The 21,718-nt window shown below is 64.7% G+C and carries 18 protein-coding genes; 12 read left to right on the top strand and 6 right to left on the bottom strand.

Annotation, left to right across the window (positions count from 1 at the left end; genetic code table 11):
- Positions 1-58 precede the first annotated feature (58 nt).
- Positions 59-1,285 carry an acetoin utilization protein AcuC gene (locus AB4Y81_RS04305; protein WP_189075403.1) on the top strand — a complete coding sequence of 409 codons (1,227 nt, stop codon included), beginning with the start codon at positions 59-61 and terminating at the stop codon, positions 1,283-1,285.
- Between the two features lie 23 nt (positions 1,286-1,308).
- On the opposite strand, the gene AB4Y81_RS04300 is transcribed toward AB4Y81_RS04305, so the two are convergent.
- Positions 1,309-1,785, bottom strand: coding sequence for a hypothetical protein (locus AB4Y81_RS04300; RefSeq protein ID WP_039242798.1), 477 nt, complete (start codon positions 1,783-1,785; stop codon positions 1,309-1,311).
- A 177-nt stretch (positions 1,786-1,962) separates the two neighbouring features.
- Here AB4Y81_RS04300 and AB4Y81_RS04295 point away from each other — a divergent pair, with 177 nt between their 5' ends.
- Positions 1,963-2,496: an ArsR/SmtB family transcription factor gene (locus AB4Y81_RS04295; RefSeq protein WP_018777009.1), complete on the top strand. Its 534-nt coding sequence runs from the start codon at positions 1,963-1,965 to the stop codon at positions 2,494-2,496.
- Between the two features lie 208 nt (positions 2,497-2,704).
- A complete protein-coding gene (gdhA, locus tag AB4Y81_RS04290) occupies positions 2,705-4,042 on the top strand; it encodes an NADP-specific glutamate dehydrogenase (protein WP_055971149.1) in 1,338 nt (445 codons plus the stop codon).
- A gap of 77 nt (positions 4,043-4,119) precedes the next feature.
- Here the strand turns inward: gdhA and AB4Y81_RS04285 are convergent, their stop codons facing one another.
- Complete coding sequence (locus tag AB4Y81_RS04285) at positions 4,120-5,451, bottom strand: alpha-hydroxy acid oxidase (protein ID WP_441995400.1); 1,332 nt, start codon at positions 5,449-5,451, stop codon at positions 4,120-4,122.
- A 90-nt stretch (positions 5,452-5,541) separates the two neighbouring features.
- Here AB4Y81_RS04285 and AB4Y81_RS04280 point away from each other — a divergent pair, with 90 nt between their 5' ends.
- Positions 5,542-6,237, top strand: a complete 696-nt coding sequence (locus AB4Y81_RS04280; RefSeq protein WP_018777006.1) for a FadR/GntR family transcriptional regulator — start codon at positions 5,542-5,544, stop codon at positions 6,235-6,237.
- A gap of 69 nt (positions 6,238-6,306) precedes the next feature.
- Here the strand turns inward: AB4Y81_RS04280 and AB4Y81_RS04275 are convergent, their stop codons facing one another.
- Positions 6,307-7,335 (bottom strand): LacI family DNA-binding transcriptional regulator, encoded by a 1,029-nt coding sequence (locus AB4Y81_RS04275; protein WP_018777005.1) that lies wholly within the window; start codon positions 7,333-7,335, stop codon positions 6,307-6,309.
- A gap of 180 nt (positions 7,336-7,515) precedes the next feature.
- On the opposite strand from AB4Y81_RS04275, the gene AB4Y81_RS04270 reads away from it, so the two are divergent.
- The 5 genes from AB4Y81_RS04270 to AB4Y81_RS04250 are packed head-to-tail and all read left to right on the top strand — an operon-like array spanning position 7,516 to position 13,443.
- A complete protein-coding gene (locus AB4Y81_RS04270) occupies positions 7,516-8,928 on the top strand; it encodes a Gfo/Idh/MocA family protein (protein ID WP_018777004.1) in 1,413 nt (470 codons plus the stop codon).
- A 31-nt stretch (positions 8,929-8,959) separates the two neighbouring features.
- Positions 8,960-9,955 carry an NAD-dependent epimerase/dehydratase family protein gene (locus tag AB4Y81_RS04265; RefSeq protein ID WP_189075402.1) on the top strand — a complete coding sequence of 332 codons (996 nt, stop codon included), beginning with the start codon at positions 8,960-8,962 and terminating at the stop codon, positions 9,953-9,955.
- Positions 9,952-10,857: a 5-dehydro-4-deoxyglucarate dehydratase gene (locus AB4Y81_RS04260; protein WP_189075401.1), complete on the top strand. Its 906-nt coding sequence runs from the start codon at positions 9,952-9,954 to the stop codon at positions 10,855-10,857. Before AB4Y81_RS04265 ends, AB4Y81_RS04260 begins: the two co-directional genes overlap by 4 nt.
- Positions 10,857-12,011 (top strand): mandelate racemase/muconate lactonizing enzyme family protein, encoded by a 1,155-nt coding sequence (locus tag AB4Y81_RS04255; protein ID WP_189075400.1) that lies wholly within the window; start codon positions 10,857-10,859, stop codon positions 12,009-12,011. Before AB4Y81_RS04260 ends, AB4Y81_RS04255 begins: the two co-directional genes overlap by 1 nt.
- Positions 11,992-13,443 carry an aldehyde dehydrogenase (NADP(+)) gene (locus tag AB4Y81_RS04250; RefSeq protein ID WP_441995399.1) on the top strand — a complete coding sequence of 484 codons (1,452 nt, stop codon included), beginning with the start codon at positions 11,992-11,994 and terminating at the stop codon, positions 13,441-13,443. Before AB4Y81_RS04255 ends, AB4Y81_RS04250 begins: the two co-directional genes overlap by 20 nt.
- Positions 13,444-13,512: 69 nt before the next feature.
- Here the strand turns inward: AB4Y81_RS04250 and AB4Y81_RS04245 are convergent, their stop codons facing one another.
- The 3 genes from AB4Y81_RS04245 to AB4Y81_RS04235 are packed head-to-tail and all read right to left on the bottom strand — an operon-like array spanning position 13,513 to position 17,854.
- Positions 13,513-14,619, bottom strand: a complete 1,107-nt coding sequence (locus AB4Y81_RS04245) for a M24 family metallopeptidase (RefSeq protein ID WP_441995398.1) — start codon at positions 14,617-14,619, stop codon at positions 13,513-13,515.
- Positions 14,616-16,664, bottom strand: a complete 2,049-nt coding sequence (locus AB4Y81_RS04240) for a DUF6807 family protein (RefSeq protein ID WP_441995397.1) — start codon at positions 16,662-16,664, stop codon at positions 14,616-14,618. Before AB4Y81_RS04240 ends, AB4Y81_RS04245 begins: the two co-directional genes overlap by 4 nt.
- On the bottom strand, positions 16,661-17,854 hold the full coding sequence (locus AB4Y81_RS04235) for a dienelactone hydrolase family protein (protein WP_441995396.1): 1,194 nt from the start codon (positions 17,852-17,854) through the stop codon (positions 16,661-16,663). The genes AB4Y81_RS04240 and AB4Y81_RS04235 overlap by 4 nt, the downstream gene beginning before the upstream one ends.
- Before the next feature lie 372 nt (positions 17,855-18,226).
- On the opposite strand from AB4Y81_RS04235, the gene AB4Y81_RS04230 reads away from it, so the two are divergent.
- The 3 genes from AB4Y81_RS04230 (at position 18,227) to AB4Y81_RS04220 (ending at position 21,658) form a co-directional block, all read left to right on the top strand.
- Positions 18,227-19,171: a carbohydrate ABC transporter permease gene (locus AB4Y81_RS04230; protein WP_026267057.1), complete on the top strand. Its 945-nt coding sequence runs from the start codon at positions 18,227-18,229 to the stop codon at positions 19,169-19,171.
- On the top strand, positions 19,164-20,096 hold the full coding sequence (locus tag AB4Y81_RS04225; RefSeq protein WP_018776995.1) for a carbohydrate ABC transporter permease: 933 nt from the start codon (positions 19,164-19,166) through the stop codon (positions 20,094-20,096). Before AB4Y81_RS04230 ends, AB4Y81_RS04225 begins: the two co-directional genes overlap by 8 nt.
- A gap of 185 nt (positions 20,097-20,281) precedes the next feature.
- Positions 20,282-21,658: an ABC transporter substrate-binding protein gene (locus AB4Y81_RS04220; RefSeq protein WP_055971174.1), complete on the top strand. Its 1,377-nt coding sequence runs from the start codon at positions 20,282-20,284 to the stop codon at positions 21,656-21,658.
- Positions 21,659-21,718 lie beyond the last annotated feature (60 nt).

Here is a 21,718-nt window from a genome sequence, read left to right as displayed (position 1 = left end):
ACTATTCGCGCGCGTAACCGGGCGTTGAGGCGTTCCAGCCTCAGGTAGCCTGTTCTGGATGAACTCCAGGCTTGGAACAGCTGCTTCCAGCATTACGCGGTCCGCACTGCCAACGACGGTGGTGTGGGATCCAGCCATGACTGCCTACAATTTTGGTCCGGGCCATCCCATGGCTCCGCAGCGGCTGGAACTGACAGCCCGCCTCGCGGAATCGTTGGGACTCTTCGGACACCATCATGTGGCGGTGGAGGCACCCAACGTGGCGACCGACGTCGAACTTCTTTCTGTCCACAGCCCCGGATATGTGGCGGCGGTTCGCCGCGTCAGCGAAGACCCGTCCACTCCGGAGGAAGACCGTGGCCTGGGCACCGAAGACGACCCCGCCTTTTTAGGAATGCATGAAGCCAGCGCCCGCCTGGCCGGAGGATCGCTTCTGGCGGCTGACACCATCCTTTCCGGCCGCGCTGTGCGGGCCGTGAACTTCAGCGGCGGCATGCACCACGCCGCCCGGGAGCGGGCCAGCGGATTCTGCGTTTACAACGATGTCGCCATGGCCATCCAGCGGCTGCTCGACGGCGGTGTGCAGCGCGTGGTGAGCATCGACGTCGACGCCCACCACGGGGACGGCACGCAGGGTATTTTCTGGAACGACCCCCGCGTCATGACCATCAGCCTCCACGAAACAGGCCTCACGCTGTTCCCCGGAACGGGTTTCGCCAACGAAACCGGTGGGCCGGACGCGATCGGAACAGCAGTCAACGTTGCGCTTCCGACGTTCACTGGGGACGCCGCCTGGTTGCGGGCTTTCCATGCTGTGGTTCCGCAGCTGGTGGGAGCCTTCCAACCTGAGGTGATCGTGAGCCAGCACGGCTGCGACTCGCATCGGAACGATCCCCTGACGCACCTCAACCTGAGTATCGACGGACAGCGCGAGGCCGCTTCCGCCGTCGCGAGTCTTGCTGCCCGCTATTGCGACAACCGTTGGATCGCCACCGGGGGAGGCGGCTACGACGTCACCGGCGTTGTGCCGCGCGCGTGGAGCCACCTGATCGGCATGGTGACGCAGCGCCCTGTGCCGCTCAGCACCCCGGTGCCGGAAGCCTGGCGGACCTATGTGAAGGAAACGTACGGAGTGACGGCACCGGAGTCGATGGGTGACGACGTTGACGTCTGGTGGCGCTCCTGGGAGGTTGGCTACGATCCCGCGGACGAGGTTGACCGGACGGTCATAGCGACCCGTAAGGAAATCTTCCCGCTGTATGGATTGGATCCGTGGTTCGACTAAGGCGCGGTTCGTGGGGCCTTAGGCTAGGGCTCGGTCTTCTCCGTTTGGAAGACCACTCCCGCTGCGCCGATGAGCCAGCCCAGCAGGGACAGGGCGAAAGCACCGATCAGATCCGTGGATGCCTGTCCTTTGAATAACCAGACCACCAGGACCAGCATCCCCATGGTCATGTAGACCATGATGGCGAAGATCACCCGGCCAGAGAGTTTCATGGCCACCTCTGACGGGCGGATCACGGGATTCGGGTCGCCGGCCTTCTGGTTCCCGCTCTTGACTTCGGCGATGGTGAAACCCAAGGCCGACGCCGTCAGGGAACTCAGCGAGGTCGCCAGGACTCCCGCCGCGGTCACCAGGGCGCCGTTGAGTTCGGGGGCTTTGGCGCCGCCGGTGGGCACCCAGGTCCCGACCCGCAGCAGCACAGTAGCCCACACGAGGACGAACAAAGCGAGGAAGACTGCGGCGATGATGTTGAAGATGTGCCGCCGAAAGAAGTCACTCATTGCCACTCACCCCGCGCTCTGGGCGGCCGGGGCCCTGGGAGCCCGGACGGGCCGTGACTCTGTTGTAGCACCAGCCATGGGGAGGGTCAACGAACTGCCGCCGCATCACAACGAAACCCGCCGCATCACAACGAAACAGGGATGCCAATCGGCGTATATGTCGCTAGGGTGTAAGGCATGGTGACTGACGACGTATTTGCCGTCATAGCTGAGGCAACCAGGCGCGACATCCTGGTCTCCCTCCGCTCTGGGGATAAAGCAGTAGGCGAACTGGTGGAGGAACTGGCTGCGAGCCAGCCCACTATCTCCAAGCATCTGAAGGTGCTCCGCGAGGCCGATCTCGTCAGCATGCGCGCCCAGGGCCAGAAGCGCTTCTACGCGCTCAATCCCAAGCCGCTGGCCGGCGTCGCCAATTGGCTCGAAACGTTCGACGTCGGTCCCTCGGTTCCCGCCGCCGTCGCGCCTGCCGCTGCGCCGGCTGCCGTCGAGCCTGCAGCCGCCCCGGTTGAGACGCCGACCCTTCCCGAGGCAATCAACCAAGCCGCGAAGGTCCACGCAAGCGGCACGCCCGTCTCACTCGATCCGGCATCCGACGATACCGTTCCCCAGCAAATCGGCCGGACCGTGGGCCGGGCCGCCACCAAGGCTGCTGACCTGTTGGCCAATCTGCCGAATCTGCCCAACCTCCCCAAGTTCGGCCGCAAACGCTGAGAAGCCTCCAGCTAACGTGATCCTCGTCACATTGTGAGTTCTTGTTAACCTTCCGCTTCCTTGATTTATCGGTGATTTTCTACGGTTGTGTTAACTCCGTCCAGAGGGTCACATTGGCTCCGGATGGAGATCCTATGTCCTCGGGTGCAACCATGGGCGGGACTGATTCGTCCCGCCGCTGGCCGGCGCACCGAGGTTAGGAAGACGCATGGATTCAAGGCTCGAAGCCGTCCGCGACACTGTTTTGGCGAGGAACCCGGGGGAGAAGGAATTCCACCAGGCCGTCAGTGAGGTCTTCGAAAGCCTTGGCCCGGTGCACGACCGTCATCCCGAGTTCCTGGAGGGTGCCGTCCTGGAACGTCTGTGCGAACCCGAACGCCAGATCATCTTCCGCGTCCCGTGGACCGACGACGCCGGACGCGTCCACGTGAACCGCGGCTTCCGGGTGGAGTTCAACTCCGCGCTCGGACCCTACAAAGGTGGACTCCGCTTCCACCCCTCCGTGTATCTGGGCATCGTCAAGTTCCTCGGTTTCGAGCAGATCTTCAAGAACGCCCTGACGGGCATGCCGATCGGCGGCGGCAAAGGCGGCTCGGACTTCGATCCCCGCGGACGTTCCGACGCCGAAATCATGCGCTTCTGCCAGTCCTTCATGACGGAGCTATACCGTCACATCGGCGAGTACACCGACGTTCCGGCCGGCGATATCGGCGTGGGTGGCCGCGAAATCGGCTACCTCTTTGGCCAGTACAAGCGCATCACCAACCGCTATGAATCCGGCGTCCTCACAGGCAAGGGCATTTCCTGGGGTGGTTCCCTGGTCCGTCCCGAAGCCACCGGGTATGGCACGGTGATTTTCGCCCAGGAGATGCTCAAGACCAAGGGCCAGTCCTTTGACGGCCAGCGTGTGGTGGTCTCCGGGTCGGGCAATGTCGCCATTCACGCCATCGCCAAGGCGCAGTCCCTCGGTGCCACGGTGGTGGCCTGCTCCGATTCGGCCGGCTACATCGTGGACGAGGCGGGGATCGACGTCGCGCTGTTGAGCCAGATCAAGGAGGTCGAGCGCGGGCGCCTCACCGATTACGCTGCCCGGCGGCCGGGTGCCAGCCACGTTGCCGGCGGTTCCGTATGGGATGTGAACGGTACTGTCGCGCTGCCGTGTGCCACCCAGAATGAACTCGACGGCGAGGCCGCAGCCAAGCTGGTCAGCAATGGACTGATCGCCGTGGCCGAGGGCGCCAACATGCCCTCCACGCGTTCGGCCGTATCCGTGTTCCAGGAAGCTGGGATCCTGTTCGGTCCGGGCAAGGCCGCCAACGCCGGTGGCGTTGCGACCTCCGCGCTGGAAATGCAGCAGAACGCCAGCCGTGACTCCTGGTCTTTCGAGCACACCGAGCAGCGCCTCACCGAGATCATGGTGGGTATCCATGACCGTTGCGCCGAGACCGCCGAGGAATACGGGGCGCCTGGAAACTACGTGGTGGGGGCCAATATCGGTGGCTTCGTCAAGGTAGCCGATGCGATGCTTGCGCAGGGCCTGATCTAGCCCCTCCCCAAATCCAAAAGCAGAGGCCGTTTTGAATATTCAAAACGGCCTCTACGGGTCTATGTGCTTGGCTGCGCTCAGCGCTGCAGGAGCCGCACGTGGTCCGGGTTCAGGTCCGAGACCTTGCTGACGCCCAGGAGTGCCATGGTCCGGGTCATGTCCTTCTCCAGGATCTGGATGGTCCGGTCCACGCCTTCACGGCCCCCGGCCATCAGTCCGTAGAGGTAGGCGCGGCCGATCAGTGCGAAGTCGGCGCCCAGGGCCAAGGCGGCCACGATGTCGGCGCCGCTCATGATGCCGGTGTCCAGGATGACTTCGGCCTTGCTGTTGTCTGCCTTCAACGCCGAGGTGACGTCCGGGAGCAGGTGGAACGGGATGGGTGCACGGTCCAGTTGGCGGCCGCCATGGTTGGACAGGATGATTCCGTCTGCGCCGTGGTCCACTACCTTGCGGGCGTCTTCCACGGTCTGGATGCCCTTGACCACCAGCTTGCCCTTCCAGGTTTCACGGAGCCAGTCCAGGTCCTCATAGGTGAGGGTGGGGTCGAACATGGAGTTGATGAGGTCAGCAACCGTACCGGTGTAGCGCGAGAGGGACGCGAATGTGAGGGGTTCGTGCGTGAGGAAGTTGAACCACCACGCCGGACGGTACGACGCGTCCAAGACCGTTTTCACCGTCAGTGCCGGCGGGATGGTCATGCCGTTGCGGACATCGCGAAGGCGCGCCCCGGCCACAGCAGTGTCCACGGTGACCATGAGGGTGTCGTTTCCTGCCTTGGCGGCACGCTCGATCAGTTCGAGCGAGCGGTCGCGGTCGGTCCACAGGTAAAGCTGGAACCAGTTGCGGCCGTTCGGGGCAGCGGTGGCGACATCCTCGATGGAGGCGGTGCCCATGGTGGACAAGGTGTAGGGAATACCCGCGGCCTCAGCGGCCTGCGAGCCGGCGTATTCGCCCTCGGACTGCATCATGCGCGTGAACCCGGTGGGTGCGATGCCGAAGGGGAGGCGTGATTCCTTGCCGAGAATGTCCGTGCGGAGATCGATCCGCGATACGTCCCGGAGGATGCCCGGGCGGAACTCGATGTCTTGGAAAGCCTGGCGTGCCCGGCGCAGCGTGATTTCTTCTTCGGCGGCACCGTCGGTGTAGTCAAACGGAGCCTTCGGAGTGCGGCGCTTGGCGATGTCCCGCAATTCCCAGATGGTGCTGGCGCGCTTCAGCCGTGCGGTCTTGCTGAATTCCGGCTTCTTGAACTGCATCAGCGGGGCAAGGTCCGAGACTTTAGGGATGCGGCGCTTCAGTGCCGGAGGCTGCACGACGGCGGGTCGCGGCTGGGGCGGGCGGCTCACGTTTTCGTCGCTCCCGGCATTTGCGGGGGCGGCGGTGATCTTGGGATCGAGGGTGTCGGTCATGCGGTTCTCCCTTGAATTCTATGGTCCTGCCACTGTGGTCTAACCACACTGTAATCCATGTGGTCGGACCACATCAACTAGTATTCCGTTATGCGTACCCACGAACTTGTCCTGCAATGGATCGAGAAGCAGCTCTCCGACGGCGACCTCACGCTCGGAGGGCGCCTGCCCGGCGAGCGGACCATGGCGGAGCAGCTGCAGGTGTCCCGGACTTCCGTCCGGGAAGCAGTCAGGATTCTTGAAGCAATGGGTGTGGTCCGCGCGGGCGTTGGTTCGGGGAAGGACGCCGGGACCGTGGTCATCGCGGAACCGGGCTCTGCGCTGGGATCCACCCTCCGGCTCCATGTGGCCACGCGCCATCTCCCCGTGGCCGATATCGTGGAGACGCGGGTCCTTCTGGAATCCTGGGCGGCGGAGCGCGCCAAGACGGGTGTTCCGGCGCTGGAGGAGGCGGCAGGTCTGCTGGATCAGATGGATTCCGAGCAGGATATCGACGCGTTCCTGGCTCTCGACGCCCGCTTCCACGTTGCCCTCGCCGAGGCGGCGGGAAACGCCGTCGTCAGTGCGATGATGGCGTCGCTGCGGGGCGCGATCGAAAACTATGCGGGTGAGCTGACAGGGAACCTGCCCGACTGGAGTGCCACGTGCGCCAGGCTGAGGGCGGAACACCGGGCCATCCTCGCCGCGGTGAACAACAACGACGGCGGCACGGCGGCTGCGCTGGTGGCGGCCCACATCCAAGGCTTCTACAAAGAAGCCGGAGTGGGCTCGTCCCACGGGTCATAGAGCAACGCGGGGTCACTTATGGCCCATAGAAGCCCCCCGAAAGGGCCATAAGTGACCCCGCGTTGCTTTCTAAGCCGGCTTGAGGGCAGGGGCTGCAGTGCTCTTCCGGATCTCGACCCTGGGCGAGAATTCGTCCTGAGCCTGGACGGGGGCATCGCCGGCCTGCTGGATCTGTTCGCGCATCCTCCGCCAGGCCAGGCTCCCGAGTTCGTTGATGGGCACGGCCGCAGTCGTGAGCGGGGGTGTGGTGTATTTTGCGAACGGAATGTCATCGAAGCCGGTGACCGAAATGTCCTCCGGGACGCGGATTCCGCGCTCGTGCAAGCCACTGAGCAGGCCCATGGCTACGAGGTCGTTGAAGGCCAGGATGCCCGTGGCGCCGCTGGCGATGATGGCATCCGTGGATTCGTGGCCCGAATCGAAGTTCGAACCTCCCGGGAGCATCTGCAGTTCGATCTCCGGGTGCTCCTTCCGGAACTGGTCCAAACCCACCAGCCGCTGCCGGTTTGAAGCGCTGTGCTCGGGCCCGGAAAGGAATACCAGCCTGCGGTGACCCAGGGATACCAGGTGTTGCGCCAGTTCCTGGATGCCCTGGCCATAGTCCACGCTCAGGCTCGGAGTGTTGGTGGCAATAGTGGTCCGGTTGATGAGTACCAGCGGGTGCAGGGTGGGTGCCAGTTCCTCAAGTTCGGCATCGCCCATGCGCGGCGCGCACAGGACAACGCCATCACAGCGCCGCCGGGCCTCCCCGGCCAGGATCGCTTCTTCGCTGGTGACTTCCGAAGAGTCGGCAATGAGGACACGGTACCCATCCTGGGCTGCTGCGATGCTGAGTCCGCGCAAGATGGCCTGGAAGGTAGGGTTCGCCAGGTCCGGGACCACAATGCCGATGGTGTCGGTTTTCCCGAGTGCCAGGCTTCGGCCCACGGGGTTGGGTTGGTACTTGAGCTCGGCCGCAGCCGCACGGACCCGCGCGGCGATGCCGGGGTCAACCGCGGCGTTACCGTTCATGACGCGTGAAACCGTGGCGTGCGAAACGCCGGCCTTCTCCGCGACGTCGGCAATCCCAACGCGCCTGTTGGTGTTCCTGCGTGCCATGTGGCCCCTTCCCTTTTGCCTGCCGCGCATGTGCTTCGTCGTTGGAGCAGTGGTTGACGTGACCACCTGAGTCTTGATAGAAAGCTTATATCCCTCCGAGAAAACGCTTTCTCAGTTATTCTTCCACACGAACCCGGGCCGTCAAACGGTTCACTCCTGCCTTTTGAAAGGGGCATTCACATGGTCAACGTCGACTCAGCCGAGACCCGGACCCCAGAAGCGGAAACGGCAACCCGGACAGACAGCCGCCAACGGACCAGGATCGCCCTGATTGGAACCGGCGGACGCTCGGAAATGTACATCCGGGCCATTTACGGACAGCACGCGGATGTCGCCGAACTCATTGCCCTTTCGGACGTCAACCAGGGCCGGGTGGACTTTTATCGGGAGCTCATCAAGGAACTCGGCGGAACACAGCCGGTGGCGTCCTTCGAGCCGGGCGAGCTGACCGGCTTCATCCAGGCCAACGGCATCGAACGAGTCATTGTCACCACACCCGATTACACCCACGCGGACTACATCGTCGAGGCACTTGAGGCCGGCGCCGACGTCGTGGTTGAAAAGCCGCTGACCATCGACGTTGAGGGCTGCCGCCGCATCACGGAGGCGGTCGCAAAGACCGGCCGCAACGTGGTGGTCACGTTCAACTACCGCTACTCGCCGCGAAACAGCGCGCTCAAGGAAGTCATCCAGAACGGGGTGATCGGCAAGGTCACGTCCATCGACTTCAGCTGGGTCCTGGACACCGTGCACGGCGCTGACTACTTCCGCCGCTGGCACCGTGAAAAGAAGAACTCCGGGGGCCTGCTGATCCACAAGGCCTCGCACCACTTCGACCTCGTCAACTGGTGGATCAACGACGTTCCCGAGCGCGTGTTCGCATCCGGTGGCCTGCGCTTCTACGGCGACAAGAATGCTGCCGAGCGTGGCTTGGGCTCCCGTCCCGAGCGTGGCACCGTTGATGGCCTTGAGCATGACCCCTTCCGTCTGGACATGCGCGAGGACGAACGCCTGAAGGCCCTGTACTACGACAACGAAAAGTTTGACGGCTACCTCCGCGACCAGGACGTCTTCACCGAAGGCATCACCATCGAAGACAACCTCGCACTGGTGGTGGACTACCAGGGCGGCCCCACACTCAGCTACTCGCTGAACGCCCACAGCCCGTGGGAAGGCTACCGCGTCACCGTCAACGGCACTGAAGGCCGGGCGGAACTCGAAGTGGTGGAACGAGCCGCGGTCGAGTCCAGCACCGACAAGAAGACTGTGGTTGACCCGAGCGCGACACCCATCGAGGAAGAGGACGCAGTCCGCCGTAACGGTGAACGCCTGGTTGTCCAACGACACTGGGAAGCTGCCTACGAGGTCCCCATCATCAATGGCGAGGGTGGTCACGGTGGCGGCGACAACCTGCTGCTCTCGGACCTGTTCAACGGTCCCGGCGAGGACCCGCTGGGCCGCCCGTCCGGCTACATCGACGGGCTTCGCTCGGTGTCCGTGGGAATCGCCGGCAACCAGTCCCTGGACACAGACCTTCCAGTCCGTATCAGCGAGCTTGGCCTCGGGGCTGACCTCAGCCGCAGCCAGGCCTGACCGGTTCACCTACCAACGCAAGGAACAGATCATGAGCAGGATTTTCGTCACCGGTGGTTCCGGCAGGCTCGGCCGCAGCGTTGTGGCCGGTCTCGCCGAAGCAGGCCACGAGGTGATTTCCGTTGACCGGGACGCCATCCCGGCGGAACAGCTGCCGGCCGGAGCCGGGCAATACACCGCAGACCTTCTTGCGCCGGGTGAGGCAGAACGCCTGATCCGGGAAACAGGGCCCGACGCCGTCATCCACCTCGCTGCTATCGCCGTACCCTTCAGCGCACCCGAGGACGTCATCTTCAGCACGAACACGCGGCTCGCCTACGCGGTGATCAGCGCGGCCACCGACGCCGGTGTCCCGAAGATCGTGACAGCAAGCAGCCCCACGGCCCTGGGCTACGGCTCGCCGGCCCGGTGGCTGCCGCCGTCGTTCCCCCTGGACGAGCGGACGCCGCCCAAGCCATGGAACGCCTACGCGCTGTCCAAGTTGATCGCCGAGCAAACGGTGCAGATGTTCGCAGCGGCGCAGGGCGACAAGCTCCGGTACGCGGCCTTCCGTCCGTGCTTCGTGATCTCCCCGGAGGAGTGGGAAGGAGCGCTCACGCAGCAAGGCCATACAGTCCGCGAACGCCTGGACGATCCCGCGCTGTCCGCTCCGGCCCTGTTCAACTACGTGGACGCCCGGGATGTCGCCGACTTCCTGGACGTTCTCCTGAACAAGATGGACACCATTCCCAACGGCGAGGTGTTCTTCGTGGGCGCCAAGGATGCCCTGGCTACAGCGCCCTTGGCGGAACTGTTCCCACGCTTCCTGCCGGGCAGCGGCCCGCTGACCCAACACTTGACGGGCACCAGCCCGGCGTTCTCCATCGACAAAGCCCGCGACCTTTTGGGCTGGGAACCGAAGCGTACCTGGCGCACCGAACTCACCCCGCCCTACGAAGGCCCCGACACTGCCGCAAACCGAGCACCACTCAATGACGAGATCACCGCCGGCCTGGTCCCGGCGGGAGCAACCAAGGAGACACCATGAATTTCGACGGCGTACTGTTCTTCCCCGTCACCCCCTTCGACGAAGACGGCAGCGTTGATGTTGCCCTGCTGAAGGAACACATCACTTCACGGCTCCCGTTCGGTCCGGGCGGCGTCTTCCCGGCGTGCGGCACCGGCGAGTTCCATGCCCTTTCCCTCGATGAGATCCGCACCGTGGTGACTGTCGCCGTCGAGGCCGTTGCGGGTGCCGTTCCCGTGGTCTCCGGTGCCGGCGGCCCGCTGGGCCATGCCATTGCCGCTGCCAAGGTGGCCGAGGAAGCCGGCGCGGACGCCCTCCTGGTGCTCCCGCCCTACCTGGTGACCGGCCCCACCGACGGCGTGGTGGCCTACGTTGAGGCCATCGCTGCGGCGAGTAGCCTGCCCGTGATCGTCTACCACCGCGGAACTGCCAAGTTCACGGCCGAAGCGATCACCCGCCTCACCGCAAACCCGAAGGTAGTCGGCTTCAAGGACGGCATCGGGGACGTGGGGCTGGCCCAGGAAATTGTCTCGGCCATCAACGCGAGCGGGCGTAAGGACTTCGCGCTCTTCAACGGCCTCCTCACGGCGGAACTGACCCAGGGTGCCTACCGTGGCCTGGGCATCCCGCTGTACTCGTCGGCAGCGTTCGCCATGGCTCCCGAAATCGCCAAGGCCTACTACGACGCCTACATCTCAGGTGACGAAGAACGCCGTCACGCGCTGCTTGAGGGCTTCTATGCGCCGCTGGTCCGCCTGCGCGACCAGACCCCCGGCTTTGGCGTCTCCCTTATCAAGGCCGGCCTGAGGCTCGCCGGATTGCCCGTTGGCCCGGTCCGTCCGCCGTTGGTTGATCCCAGCGAGGAACAGCTCCTGGAACTCAAGGCCATCCTGGCCAAGGGCCACGAGCTGGCCGGCAGCTGATGACCGCCCGCATTACGGGCCTCAGCACCCGGCTGATCACGGTGCCGCTGCTACGCAGTTGGGGCGCGGAGGCGCCCGAGAACCACGTGATTGTCACCGAACTGACCACGGACGACGGCGGCACGGGCCACGGCTTCTCATGGACACCGACCATCGGTCCCCAGGCAGTGAAGGCCCTCCTGGACCACGACATCGCCCCCTTCATCCGGGGCGTCGAGGCGAACCCGGAGATTGTGTGGGACCAGCTGTGGAAGCGGCTGCATGAAGCGGGCGGGGGAGGGCTGACCACCATCGCCATGGCGGGCGTGGACCTTGCCCTGTGGGACTTGAAAGCACGCCAGGCGGGAACGTCCGTCACGGGGCTCCTGGGCCGGCGCCAGGAATCCGTGGAGGTGTACGGCTCCGGAGTGAACCTGCACTACACCCTGGAACAGCTCGTGGAGCAAGCCCAGCGGTGGGTTGCTGCCGGACACAACGCGGTGAAGATCAAAGTGGGCAAGCCCGAGCTCCGGGAGGATGCCGAGCGCGTCGCTGCTGTGCGCCAGGTGATCGGCCCTGACCGGCTGCTCATGATCGACGCCAACCAGCGTTGGGACCTCGCCCACACGTTCCGTGCCTTGGATGTTTTGGGGGAGTACGGACTGGAGTGGCTGGAAGAACCGATTCGTGCCGACGACCTCTGGGCGTACCGGCGCCTGCGCAAGCACTCGCCGGTTCCCATTGCCCTGGGTGAGAACGTCCACACCATCTACCGCTTCCGTGACTTCATCGAAGCGGAAGCCGTGGACATCATCCAGCCCAACATTGTCCGAGTGGGCGGCATCACCCCATTCCGCAGGATCGTGGAGTTGGCCCGCACCCACAGCATCAGGGTGGCACCGCACTTGCTTCCGGAGCTCTCCGGACAGTTGGCGCTCACCTTGGCAGAGCCGGTCAGCGTGGAGGACGTGGAGGATGCCTCGTTCGGCCAACTCGGGATCCTGGCCGGACCTTCCCCGGTGCGGATCAGCAACACGACAGGCACCATCAGGCTTAGTTCAGCCGGCCTGCCCGGTCTCGGCTTCGAGTTCGCCGGGGCATTGACGCCGACGCAAGCCACTGACACTTCAGCCCCCGAAAGCAAAGGAAACCGCATTGAGTACAGCAACTCTTGACCTGACCGCCGTCACGGCCGCAGCCACGGCAGCGGCGAAGGTGACCGCAGCAGCTTCCGACGCCGAACGCGCGGCCTGGCTGACCGCCGTCGCCGACGCTTTGGACGCCAACGTCACCGAACTGGTAGCAATCGCCGACTCTGAAACAAGCCTCGGGACCGTCCGGCTCACGGGCGAGGTGGCGAGGACCAGCGGGCAGCTGCGCCTGTTCGCCAACGTCATCACTGAAGGCTCGTACCTCGAAGCCGTCATCGACCACGCTGACCCGTCCGCCACCCCGCCCAAGCCAGACCTGCGCCGCATACTGCGGCCGATCGGTCCCGTGGCCGTGTTCTCTGCGTCGAACTTCCCGTTCGCGTTCTCCGTGGCGGGCGGCGATACAGCGTCCGCGCTGGCTGTTGGCTGCCCGGTGGTCGTCAAAGCACACTCGGGCCACCTTCGGCTGTCCCAGAGGACCGCGGAAATCGTCACCGAGGCGCTGGCCAAGGCCGGAGCCCCGGATGGAATCTTCGCGCTGGTCAGCGGACGCGAAGCCGGAACGGCACTGGTCCAGGACCCGGCCATCAAGGCAGTAGGCTTCACCGGCTCCATCCCCGGCGGCCGGGCGCTGTTCGATCTCGCGACGTCCCGCCCGGAGCCCATCCCGTTCTACGGTGAACTGGGCAGCTTGAACCCGGTGGTCATCACTGCGGACGCGCTCGCCGAACGCGGTCAGCAGCTAGCGGCAGGCCTGGCGGGTTCCTTTACCCAGGGCGCCGGCCAGTTCTGCACCAAGCCCGGACTGGTGTTCATCCCGGCGGGATCGAACTTCGCATCGCACCTTGCCGAGGCCAGCAAGGACAAGCCGACAGCCGCCATGCTGACCGAGCGCATCGCGGAAGCCTATCCGGACGGGCTGCGCAACGTTGCTGAGCAACCGGGAGTCGCCGTCGTCAGCGGCACGGTGGAGCAGGACAGCCTGGCGGACGGCGCCGCGCCTGTGGTGTTCTCCACCAGCGCCGCAAATGTGCTGGAACGCCCTGATGAGTTGCTGGAGGAATGCTTCGGCCCCACCACGCTGCTGATCGAGTACACCTCCCAGGACGAACTGTCCGCCGCGCTCGCCAAGGTTCCCGGAAGCCTCACGGGCACTGTGCACGCACAACCCGGCGAGGACGTTTCTGCACTGGTGGAGCAGCTGAGCACTTTGGCCGGCAGGGTCCTGTTCGACGGTTGGCCCACGGGGGTGGCCGTGAACTGGGCCCAGCAACACGGCGGCCCCTACCCGGCCACGACCTCCTTGTTCACGTCCGTGGGCGCCACTGCAGTCCGCCGCTTCCAGCGCCCCGTGGCCTACCAGGACGCACCGGAGAGCGTGCTGCACCCGGCGCTGCACGACTCCAACCCGCTGGGGATCCCGCGGCGCGTGGACGGCGTCCTGACGCTCGGCTAACGCACCCAACACGAAAGGGGCGGGGTCACCATCACGGTGACCCCGCCCCTTTTCGCGTTACCTGCAGGGTCAGGGGCGCAAGGTCAGGGGACGACGGCGGCCGTCCACGTCGGTGGTCGGCCACCGCTCGTCTACGGTCAGGACGCGCAGGCCGGAATCCGTGAGCAGCACGGTGTCCTCGATCTTCACTCCGGGCCCGGACGGGTTCCACGTGAAGGGCTGGTTGAGGACGATGGTGTCCGTGACCTCTGCGGTGACCCGGGGGTCGCGGCCCGCGTAGCCTGCGGGACCACCCTGGTGGTGAAGCGTCCACTGATCATCACCGAATCCGTGGCGGGCGTAAGCTGCCTTGATCCCGGTGAAGACCTCGTTGAGCCGTGCTCCCGGGACCGTGGCCCGGAAAATGTCGGCCTCCACTTCTGCGATGCGGGCCTCGGCGTCGAGCTCCTGGGGAGTGCCGGCGTCGAAAGCCACCCACCGGGTCACGTTGGCAACCAGGCCGTTCCGGCGTGCGCACACCACGGCCATGGCACGGCGGCCGATCGGGGAGTGGGTGGCCAAGGGATGCCGGAAGTCGCTGCGTCCGGCACCGTTGCAGAGGAGGACCAGTGGCTCGGCGCCCACTGACACAATGCGGGCGGCCAGCTGCGAGACCAGTTCGAATTCCGTTGTTTCCGGGGTTGCGGCCGTCAGGACGTCTGTCATCGCCCGCGCCGCATCGACCGAAAGCTCGGAGTACCGGGCTGTTTCGGCGGGGAGCAACTGCTGGCGGGCAGCCCGTAGCTCCACGGGGACGGCTGCTTCCACCAGCGGGTTGCCGTCGAGGGCCAGGGCCGCCGCTGCCGCATGCAACTGCCCGTGCCACGGCACAGTGTCCAGGCTGACGCCCGCCGGCAATTCTTCGGCAGCTATCCGCGCGGCCTCGTTGTTGAACGTGACCAGGTGGTCGCCGCTGCGGTCCACCAGGAGGGCCGCAATGGGGTCTCCGGCCAGGCTGATGTGCACCCGGCTGCCGTCCAGGTACCAGGTGAGGGCGGTGTTGGACGTGAGCAGCAATGAGTCGTGGCCCGCAGCGTCAAGGATGTCCAGGACCCGACGACGCTTCACGGCACGGTCTGCAACGTTGCCCGGAGCGGTGGTTGCCGGAACCGCGGCGGATTGAGTAGGTGTGGTCATGCCTGTTCCCCCAAAGTGGTGATGAGTTGTTCGATGTCCTGTGTCGCGAGGAACCCGTCCGCGATAAGTACTGTCACTGTCCGGTGGACCGGGCGGCCGGGTTTCGTCGCCACGGGCCGGTCCCACGCCAGGGAGAGCCCGACGCCGGGATAGCCGGCGTGCCGGACGAACCAAGGGTCCGGAGCCTGCGGAGCGGCCAGAAAGACGAGTGTGGCGGGGTGTCCCAGCCCGGGATCGCCCGTGGCCTGCGCCGCGCCGGAGGTCCCGGCGTCGAAAGTTCCCGACCACGCCAGCCACGGTGTAACGCTGCCGTGCACGGCGTCCTCGCCCCGGGCTTCCGGGGTCCAGATGGTGGCATCGCCAACCTTCGGCAAACGCCAGAAGAAGCCGCCGTAACCGCCCTGTGGCCGCCCGTTGGAGCCCGGGCTGCCCAGCAGCACAGGACGGCCGGTGGCGGACTCCAGTGTGAAGTCCAGCGTCAGTTTCCACGCGGAATTCCCGACGGCGGCCCAGCGCCACCCGCGCTGCTCGCGGAGCACAGGTGATCCGTCGGGTCCTACCCAGCTCAGCTGCTCCTGCCTGTACCCGTCGCCCTGTTCCGCGGAATCAAGGACGATCCTGCCGTGGTCCTTCCGCCAGACATAGGCTCCGGCATCATGGGTGTAGGTCCTGCCTCCCCAGAAGTTGATGCCATCCACGTCCTGGAGGGCCACGCCCGCGCCCAAGTGCCACACGTGGTCCTCCGGGATGTGATCGGTCACGACGGTTCCGGCCAGGGTTCGCACAGGGTGGAGGTACGGACGCGGCGAAGATGTTGCCCGGATGAGGGACCCGTCCCGGAGGGTCGCAACAGGGGTTCCGTTGATCTCGAGCGTGGGCCCACCGGACACAGTCCATGGAGCGCCGAGCTCCGCGAAGGTTGATTGGCCCAGTGCTGCCCGTTGGATCAGGGATTCAATGCCGTGGACTACGGGGTGGGCGTCATCGCCGTCGCCCTCCCATGTCACCCGGTCCGGGTGTATCGGCCGTGGCGATTCGGCAGTGCGGATGGCCTCGAGGACCGCCATGTATGCGCCGGCGTCGCTGAGGGGGCTGAGCAGTTCCGCTTCGCTCCGTGCACCCAACAGGTTCTCCAGCAGGTCGGCACGGCCGAAGGTTTCGGTCCGGACCCCCTCTGCGGTGGTGATCTCCACGCGGTCTTCCGTGTAGGAGAGCGTGAGCTGGCCCAGTGTGCCGAACACGGTGACCGACGGCTCGGACTGTACGGGTGCGCAAAGCGTCAGTGCGCAGGTCAGCACAGTGCCGTCCGTTGTCCGCACCCGGACTACGGAGGTGTCGTCGCTTTCGGTGTCGTTTGCCCTGTAGAGGTCCGTGTCCACGGACTGCACATCGGCCACGGTCCGGGCACCTGCAAGTCGCAGCCCGGTTGCCACGGCGTGAGCCAGGGCATTGGTGGCCACGCCGTCCACCACGTCCGTTCCGTTGAGGCTGCGCTTGCCCGCCCAGCGGGAACGCTTGAAGTATGCCTTGTTCCGCAGCCACAACCCCGTGGCACTGATGCCCCGGACCTCGCCGATTCCGCCGGATGCCACCAGGGCTTCGATCGCGGGAAGGGCTTCTGAACCCAGGCTCTGGAACCCCACTTGCACCAGTCGTCCGGCGCTCGCCGCAGCTGCCATCACTTCCTCGTATTGCGCCATGGACGCCACGGGCGGCTTTTCCAGATACACATTGGCCCCGGCCTGGAGGGCAGCGAGTGCCAGGGGCGCGTGCGTCTGGATCGGCGTGGAAACGATGACGACATCGGGGGCCGTCCCTGCTGCGAGGAGCTCGTCGAGGGAAGCGAAAACTTCCACTTCGGGGCCGACAGTTCCGTCGGCCGGCGGCAGCGGATCGGCGACGGCCACCAGTTCAAGGACGCCGTCAGCGCCCAGGCGCCCAAGGTTTTCCAGGTGCCTTTCGCCGAAGCCGTGCACACCCACCAATGCGATGCGGGGAAGCCGGGGGCGGGCGTCCACTGTGACGGTGGTTGAGGGTTGGGTCATGAGTCTGTCCTAGTGCGGTCCGGTAAGGGTGAATTGATGCGGTGCCGGGGCTGCAGGGAGGTGGCGAGGAACGCTGCCGCCTCCTCCTGCATGGCCGGGGTGAAAACGTGTGGTTCCGGCCAGAAGCTGCCGGTGTACAGCCCGCGCGGCAGTTGCCGGGACAGGCGGGCGTGGGCGTCGCGCATTCCCTGCTCGGGGAAGAGGGCGTCAGCCATTGCGTACTGGACCAGCACACGGGCCGGGGACCGCGTGGCCAGGTCCGGCCAGTCCCCGAGCTTGGCGAGGCCGGGGGAGTGCAGCAACCACGAGTGCGCATCCAGGTACGCCGGCAGCAGCGAGGCGAAGGTAGTCATCATGCACGTCACCACATAGCTGCGGATCACAGGGCTCAGGGCAGCAAGCATCAAGGCCCGGCCGCCCCCGCCTGAAAACCCGAGGCAGGCTATCCGGTCCCGGTCCACCCCGGGCAGCGTGGCGAGGATTTCCAACGCCGCCAGATCGTCGTGGGCAACGGTCCCGGCAATGGTGGTTCCCATGAGTGCCGCCGCTTTCGCCACGGTTTCCTCATGGACCGCCGCCGCGGCGTCGTAGCGTTGCTGCGCGGAAGGTTCGACGCCGGCCTCCCGCCAGAGTGCCTGCTGGCCGTCAACTGCGGTAGCCGCCCGCCGCGGCAGTGGATCCAGGACGAACCGGCGGCTGCCCCACATGAAAGCGTCGTGGGCCAGGACAGCGAAACCCTGCTGTGCCAGCCACGTAGCGAGTGCCCGCCCGCCGTAAAGACTGGCCCGGATTTCCAGAGGCGGGATCCCGGCGGGCTGACCGGGCTGATTTTGGAGGGCCACCAATCGCTCGGCGCCGTAGAACTTGATCCCGCCATGGCAGTGCAGGGCGAGCACGGCCGGAAGCGGGCCGGTAACTTGTGCAGGGCGCACGAACCAAGCGGCTGTCCGGGGCCCGAAGCCCAACTGCCAGGACAGCGAGGAGGTGATGACGCCGTCGTGCTCCGTCTCCCGGTGAGTCGTGTACGAAAGGCGCGAAGCTATTGCGGGCACGCCCAAGATATCGGCCAGGTCCCTGCGCTCCGGGGAGTCCGCCTCATGGCGATGGGATGCCAGGTAGACGGGCCAGTCTTCGTAACCACCCAGCGCGGTGGGGCGGGTGGATGGCCCTGCCACGTCAGTTCGGGTCATGGCAGGCGGGGTCGGTGGGAAACAATGGTGTCCTGCCTTGTCGATGCGGAGGGTATGCGAATGCGCACGCCGGGCTTCTTCAGCGTGGAAAACCGTATTGGGCGAGTTCGCAAGAAAACGCTTTCTCAAAAATTAGCAAAAGGCTGTACATGGGTCAAGAAAACGTTTACTTTGGTACGGAGCCGCTGAAACCGGGACCCGCATCCTGGCACTTCGAAGGGGTAGCGCCAGAGCATCGGCGACGTCCCGGCAGGCAAACACCAACCACACTCGTACTCCGTGGATGGCCACGATGACCAAAGGAGACCACATGGCCGCATACGAATACGCGGGGACGCCGCAAGGCGCCCGCGGGACGGCGAGGGGGAAGCAATGAGCGCTATTGGCGAACTCTCAACCATGACGCGCCGCAAGGGCCCCATGACCAAGGAAGAGAAGAAGGCAAACGGGCGCGACAACAAGGCCGCCTACGTCTTTCTCCTTCCGTGGCTGCTTGGCCTGGCGGTCATCACGGTGGGGCCCATGCTCATGTCGCTCTACCTGTCCTTCACGGACTACAACCTCCTCCAGCCTCCGGAATGGGTGGGCCTGGACAACTTCGTCCGAATGTTCGGCGATGCCCGGTTGCACAACTCGCTACGGGTCACGTTCACCTACGTGCTGGTCGGCGTACCTCTGCAGCTGGCGGTTGCCTTGGTGATCGCCCTCGTCCTGGACAAGGGCCTTCGCGGTTTGCCGTTCTACCGTTCCATCTTCTACTTGCCCTCCCTGCTGGGCGGCTCCGTGGCTGTTGCCATCCTCTGGAAGCAGATCTTCGGCACCACCGGTCTGGTGAACCAGGTCCTGGCGATGATCGGAATAGAAGGGCCGGGCTGGATCTCGGATCCCAATACCGCTCTCGGATCCATCATCCTGCTCCACGTGTGGACCTTCGGCAGCCCCATGATCATCTTCCTGGCCGGGCTGCGGCAGATTCCGGTGATGTACTACGAGGCAGCCAAGGTGGATGGGGCCACCACGCTCCAGCAGTTCTGGCGGATCACCCTGCCGATGCTGAGCCCCATCATCTTCTTCAACCTGGTGCTGCAGATCATCGGTTCGTTCCAGTCGTTCACCCAGGCGTTCATCGTCTCCGGCGGCAACGGCGGACCGTCCGACTCCACCATGTTCTTCACCCTGTACCTCTACCAAAAGGGCTTCGGCCAGTTTGATATGGGCTACGCCTCAGCGATGGCCTGGTTCCTGCTGGTCATCATCGGTGTCTTCACTGCCATCAACTTCATCGCTTCAAAGTATTGGGTGTTCTACGATGACTAAACTCCAGACCCTCCCCGCCGCTAATGGCGGTTCCGCCGAAAAGTCCGGGAAGAACCCACGCCGGCGTGAATCCCGCGGAAGCCTGGCTTTCAGCCGCAGTGCCCGCGTCAAAGGCCTGATCAAGCACGCGATCCTCATCATTGTGGGCGGCGTGATGATCTACCCCCTGCTGTGGATGGTGATCTCTTCCCTGCGGCCGAATGACCTCATCTTCCGTGAGCCCGGACTGTGGCTGAACAACCTTGAAATGAGCAACTACACGGATGGTTGGTCGGCGCTGACCCACCCGTTCGGTCATTACATGATCAACTCGGCGATCGTGGTCCTGGGCTCGATTGTTGGCAACCTGGTTTCCTGTTCCATGGCTGCCTATGCGTTCGCCCGGCTGCAGTTCACCGGCAAGAAGCTGTTCTTCGGCATCATGCTGCTGACCATCATGCTGCCGTTCCACGTGGTGATCGTTCCGCAGTACATCCTGTTCTCGCAGATCGGCTGGGTAAATACTTTCTGGCCGCTGATTGTTCCCAAGCTGCTCGCCACGGATGCGTTCTTCGTGTTCCTGATGGTCCAGTTCATCCGCGGCATTCCGAAGGACCTCGATGAAGCAGCGCGCATTGACGGCGCAGGGCACCCCAGGATCTTCCTCCGGGTCATCCTTCCGCTGATGGTCCCGGCCCTGGCCACCACCACCATCTTCACCTTCATCTGGACCTGGAACGACTTCTTCGGGGCCCTGATCTACCTGACGGACCCGGACATGTTCACAGTTCCCGTCGCCCTTCGTGCCTTTGTCGATTCGCAGTCGGCCACCAGCTGGGGATCGCTGTTCGCGATGTCCATCGTGTCCCTGCTGCCGGTCTTCCTGGTGTTCCTCTTCGGCCAGAGGTTCCTCATCAAGGGCATCGCCACCACCGGTATCAAGTAGACGTGCCGGTCTCCATCCGGAGGGGGCGGCCCCCTCCGGGTGAGTGGCCGCCGTCGGACGTCCCGGACAAGAACAAAATGACATCCTTGTCATACAAGAATGTGACTTGTACCATAAATACCAAGCAAGAAAACGCTTTCTCAATCTTTCCATCGCATCAGGATCAACGAAGATCGGAGACATCAGTGCCCGTACATCCAGAGGGTGAAGCAGTCGCCCCCGCAGCAGCAACGTCAACAGGAGGACCCTTGGTGGCCAAGGCCAAACGCACCAAGCGCAAGCTCCGAGCCTCTGCCCTGATCGCCGCTACGGCCGCAGCGGTCCTTGCACTTACCGCCTGCGGCGGAGGTTCGGAACCCAAGAGCGCCGACGGCAAAGTGGAGCTCCGCTTCTCCTGGTGGGGTGGGGACAAGAGGGCCCAGCTGACGCAGGAAGCCATCAAGGCGTTCGAAGCCGAGAACCCCAACATCACCGTCAAGGCTGAGTTCGGCGACTGGTCCGGATACTGGGACAAGCTCGCGACGCAGGTCGCTGCCAACGACGCTCCGGACATCATTCAGATGGACGAAAAGTACATCACCGAATACTCCACCCGAGGCGCCTTGCTCGACCTCTCCAAGTACGACATCGATACCTCCAAACTCGATGAAGCTGCGCTGAACGCAGGCAAGGGCGAGAAGGGCCTCACAGGCATCGCGGCCGGCATCAATGCAGCGACAATTCTCGCGAACCCGGCAGTCTTCCAGGCAGCCGGCGTCCAACTCCCGGACGACAAGACCTGGACGTGGGAAGACTTCGAGCGCATTGCCGCCGAAGTGACCGCCAAGTCTCCCAAGGGGACTTACGGTGCCGCAGCCTACGGCACGGACGAGGCTTCGCTCGGGGTCTGGCTGCGACAGAACGGCAAGTCGCTCTACACCCAGGACGGCAAGCTTGGCTTCGAGCCCAATGACATCAAGGGCTACTGGGAATTCCTCAAGGAGATGAGCGAGAAGAAGGCAGTCCCGTCGGCGTCGGAAATCGTTGAAGCGGAAGCTGCGCCGCTCGACCAGAGCGGGCTGGCAACCGGCAAGAACGGTATGGCGTTCTGGTGGTCCAACCAGCTCCCCGCCCTTGAGAAGGCAGCGGGCGGCGAACTCCAGATCCTCCGGTTCCCGTCCAAGACGGGCAAGGCTGACGATGCCGGGCTTTGGTACAAGGCCTCACAGTTCTGGTCTGCGTCCTCACGGACCAAGCACCCTGAAGAAGCCGCCAAGTTCATCGACTTCCTGACCAACAACGTCAAGGCCGGCGAGATCCTCCTCGCTGACCGCGGCGTCTACCCGAACTCCGAGGTCCGGGAGGCTATCGCGCCCAAGCTGGCCAAGGCAGACGTCAAGGTGGTTGACTTCATCAGCGCCATCAAGGACGAGCTCGGTGATGCGCCGGCGGCTCCGCCGAAGGGTGCAGGTGCCATCCAGGAAATCATCAAGCGCTACACCTCGGAAGTCATGTTCGACAGGCTTTCGGCGGAAGAAGCAGGCAAGAAGGCAGTGGACGAAATGAAGTCCGCCATCAGTTAGCAACGTCGCAGCAGGAACCGTGCCCCGGGCTGATCATTCGTGATCCGTCCGGGGCACGGT

This window comes from Paenarthrobacter sp. TAF1 (genome assembly GCF_052113825.1).
GTDB lineage: Bacteria > Actinomycetota > Actinomycetes > Actinomycetales > Micrococcaceae > Arthrobacter > Arthrobacter nicotinovorans.
This window is presented reverse-complemented; position numbering and strand designations above follow the sequence as displayed.

Bases quoted from the DNA above. Each gene is read 5' to 3' on its own strand.
- AB4Y81_RS04305 (WP_189075403.1), top strand. From the start codon at position 59: ATGAACTCCAGGCTTGGAACAGCTGCTTCCAGCATTACGCGGTCCGCA.
- AB4Y81_RS04300 (WP_039242798.1), bottom strand. From the start codon at position 1,785: ATGAGTGACTTCTTTCGGCGGCACATCTTCAACATCATCGCCGCAGTC.
- AB4Y81_RS04295 (WP_018777009.1), top strand. From the start codon at position 1,963: ATGGTGACTGACGACGTATTTGCCGTCATAGCTGAGGCAACCAGGCGC.
- gdhA (WP_055971149.1), top strand. From the start codon at position 2,705: ATGGATTCAAGGCTCGAAGCCGTCCGCGACACTGTTTTGGCGAGGAAC.
- AB4Y81_RS04285 (WP_441995400.1), bottom strand. From the start codon at position 5,451: ATGACCGACACCCTCGATCCCAAGATCACCGCCGCCCCCGCAAATGCC.
- AB4Y81_RS04280 (WP_018777006.1), top strand. From the start codon at position 5,542: ATGCGTACCCACGAACTTGTCCTGCAATGGATCGAGAAGCAGCTCTCC.
- AB4Y81_RS04275 (WP_018777005.1), bottom strand. From the start codon at position 7,335: ATGGCACGCAGGAACACCAACAGGCGCGTTGGGATTGCCGACGTCGCG.
- AB4Y81_RS04270 (WP_018777004.1), top strand. From the start codon at position 7,516: ATGGTCAACGTCGACTCAGCCGAGACCCGGACCCCAGAAGCGGAAACG.
- AB4Y81_RS04265 (WP_189075402.1), top strand. From the start codon at position 8,960: ATGAGCAGGATTTTCGTCACCGGTGGTTCCGGCAGGCTCGGCCGCAGC.
- AB4Y81_RS04260 (WP_189075401.1), top strand. From the start codon at position 9,952: ATGAATTTCGACGGCGTACTGTTCTTCCCCGTCACCCCCTTCGACGAA.
- AB4Y81_RS04255 (WP_189075400.1), top strand. From the start codon at position 10,857: ATGACCGCCCGCATTACGGGCCTCAGCACCCGGCTGATCACGGTGCCG.
- AB4Y81_RS04245 (WP_441995398.1), bottom strand. From the start codon at position 14,619: ATGACCACACCTACTCAATCCGCCGCGGTTCCGGCAACCACCGCTCCG.
- AB4Y81_RS04240 (WP_441995397.1), bottom strand. From the start codon at position 16,664: ATGACCCAACCCTCAACCACCGTCACAGTGGACGCCCGCCCCCGGCTT.
- AB4Y81_RS04235 (WP_441995396.1), bottom strand. From the start codon at position 17,854: ATGACCCGAACTGACGTGGCAGGGCCATCCACCCGCCCCACCGCGCTG.
- AB4Y81_RS04230 (WP_026267057.1), top strand. From the start codon at position 18,227: ATGAGCGCTATTGGCGAACTCTCAACCATGACGCGCCGCAAGGGCCCC.
- AB4Y81_RS04225 (WP_018776995.1), top strand. From the start codon at position 19,164: ATGACTAAACTCCAGACCCTCCCCGCCGCTAATGGCGGTTCCGCCGAA.